General features: G+C 56.8%; 1 protein-coding gene and 1 pseudogene. One reads left to right on the top strand and one right to left on the bottom strand.

Annotated features, from left to right (window positions below; genetic code table 11):
- Positions 1-614 (top strand): annotated as a pseudogene (locus ACRDCA_RS10445) (IS3 family transposase); the annotation flags it as partial.
- Positions 615-1126: 512 nt separating this feature from the next.
- Here the strand turns inward: ACRDCA_RS10445 and ACRDCA_RS10440 are convergent.
- Positions 1127-2286: invasin domain 3-containing protein (locus tag ACRDCA_RS10440; RefSeq protein WP_438689446.1), on the bottom strand; the 1160-nt coding region annotated here is incomplete at its 5' end.

The following is a 2286-nucleotide window of genomic DNA, read 5'->3' as shown; positions in this document are numbered from 1 at the left end:
TGAAGGCGCTGTTCGCTGCCAGTCGGCAGGGGGCGGGCAGCCGGACACGGGTTAAAAAACTTTGGGAAGAAGGCATCACCATCAGCCGCTGGCGGGTGAGGAAACTCATGCAGGAAGAGGGGCTGGTCTGCCGCCAGCGCCGGGCGTATAAGGTCACCACGAAATCGCGCCCTGGAGCAGAAGTGGCCCCCAACCTGCTGAACCAGAACTTTAACCCGCCGGGGCCGAATCAGGTGTGGGTCAGCGATATCACGTATCTTAAGACCGGCGAAGGCTGGCTGTATCTGGCCGTGATAATGGACCTGTACTCCCGGCGTATCGTGGGCTGGCACGTGGACAGCAGGATGACCTCGTCGCTGGTCTGTCGGGCGCTGATGAAGGCGTATAACCTGCGCAATCCGCCCCGGGGTCTGGTGGTGCATACGGACAGAGGTTCGCAATATACCGGCAGTCGCTTCCGGGCGTTGCTGGAGAGCTACGGGCTCAGGAGTAGCATGGGGGACGTGGGTGCCTGCTGGGACAATGCGGTGATGGAGCGCTTCTGGGGCAGTCTGAAACATGAATGGCTGCTGCTTGTGCCCCAGCCGACATGGGCGAGTATAAAACTGGATGTGGCAACGTAGTTCACCGGAACGACACGAAAGTGACAGGTGCCAGCAATGTTATTGACCCTATCAACAGCGTCAACAATTGACTGGATTAGTGGCTGTTTTTTGGTCAGATTCCCCGCTGGATAGTGAATAGCGGACAATGGCACCTTTCCCCCTTACCCTTGTCCAGCAAGTCGACGGAACACGTTGAGCGGTCTCACAGAAGGGACGGGCTGGATGGAGTTCTGGCTGGATGACAAAGGAGGCAGTAAGCCTGCCCCCCGTGCTGTTAATAATATGCTGCAGAAACTGCGCCGGCTTTATGAGCAGACCCGGCACCTGTCCGCTTCACAGCGGCAGAGCCGGGTGGCGCAGTATCTGACGCATTGGCTGCGGTGGGCTGGAACGAGTTCGGAAACATCAGTGGCCCTTCCGAATACACAGGTTGTTGTGCTGTTTAGCCATGCTCTGCGGATAGCAGAACTCGACTCAACGTACTTGATCCTATACTGATGTGAATCAGACCACCGAGACTTTTATTTATAACACAAAGCCCGATATTCTGAGTACGCAGAACTGCCTTTTCTTCCCGTCGAGTAGTACACCATATAAGTCTCCACGAGCGCAGCCCTGAAGTACCCACTCCCTTGCGCTGTAGCCGCGGCTGCTATCGCATTACCTGGATACGCGTCTTCAGTGGGGAATCCCCATACGCTCAGAAGGACACTGGCGTTCGCTCCCCGCACGGATGTGGTGGTGCCATATACCGAGAACTCTATAATTCGACCCTGCGGTGATATGTTAATACAATTAACATCGCCCGATGAGTTCAACAGTGTTCCCGTGGTAGTCGGATACACCCAGGCTGTGATGGTGAAAGTATAGGTTAAAACCGGGTATGCCCCCGCGACCTTGGGTTTCCCGGTGATAGTCACCGGTGTGTTGAGGGTTTTGTACGCGGTACTGAGTAAAGTCACTTTTCCGATGTCGGATACTGTTATGTTTGAATTGGCCGAAGTCCAGGTGAAATCACTCACCGTGCCCGTAGGCGGGTTCAGTGTAAAGAAAGCCCCGCCGAATGCGATTGCCTTTAGCGGCGTAGTGAACGTATAGCCGTTTGCTGTGACGCTGGTGACTACAGACGCCCACTGCGTCAGCGTCAGCGTCACTATAGCTTTCGCTGCGGCGGCGCTATCCACCTGTGGCATCAGGATGGCGGTGCCGGCGGTGATGCCGCTCAGGGTACCAGTGTAGATGCCGGTGCTTGTCCCGGTCTCTATGAAACCGCTAAAACTGGTGTCGGTCACTCCCGTCACATTCAGTGTCACGGTCAGCCCGCTGGCCGGGTTGCCGTTCACATCCTTCGCAGTATAGGTCACCTTTGTGGTGGTCGTGCCATTGGCCACAATGCTGGACACTGATACGGTTACAGTGGAGTTGGTCGGCGCTACCGGGCCTGCCGTTAGGGTCAGCGGAGCCGCAGACTGCGCTGCCTTGGCACCGTCCCACAGTGGCATTAAGCTGGCAGTACCTGACTTGATGCCAGTCAGGGTGCCGGTGTAGATGCCGTTACCCTGGTCTGCGAACGCGACAAACGTGTAGCCGGTGATGCCGTCCACCAGGAGACCGAGGTTGGTCAGCTCGCTGACTGGGTTGCCGTTCGCATCCTTTGCGGTGTAGGTGACGGTGACCTTGT

The organism is Serratia sp. (in: enterobacteria) (genome assembly GCF_051654945.1).
Lineage (GTDB): Bacteria > Pseudomonadota > Gammaproteobacteria > Enterobacterales > Enterobacteriaceae > Chania.
This window is presented reverse-complemented; position numbering and strand designations above follow the sequence as displayed.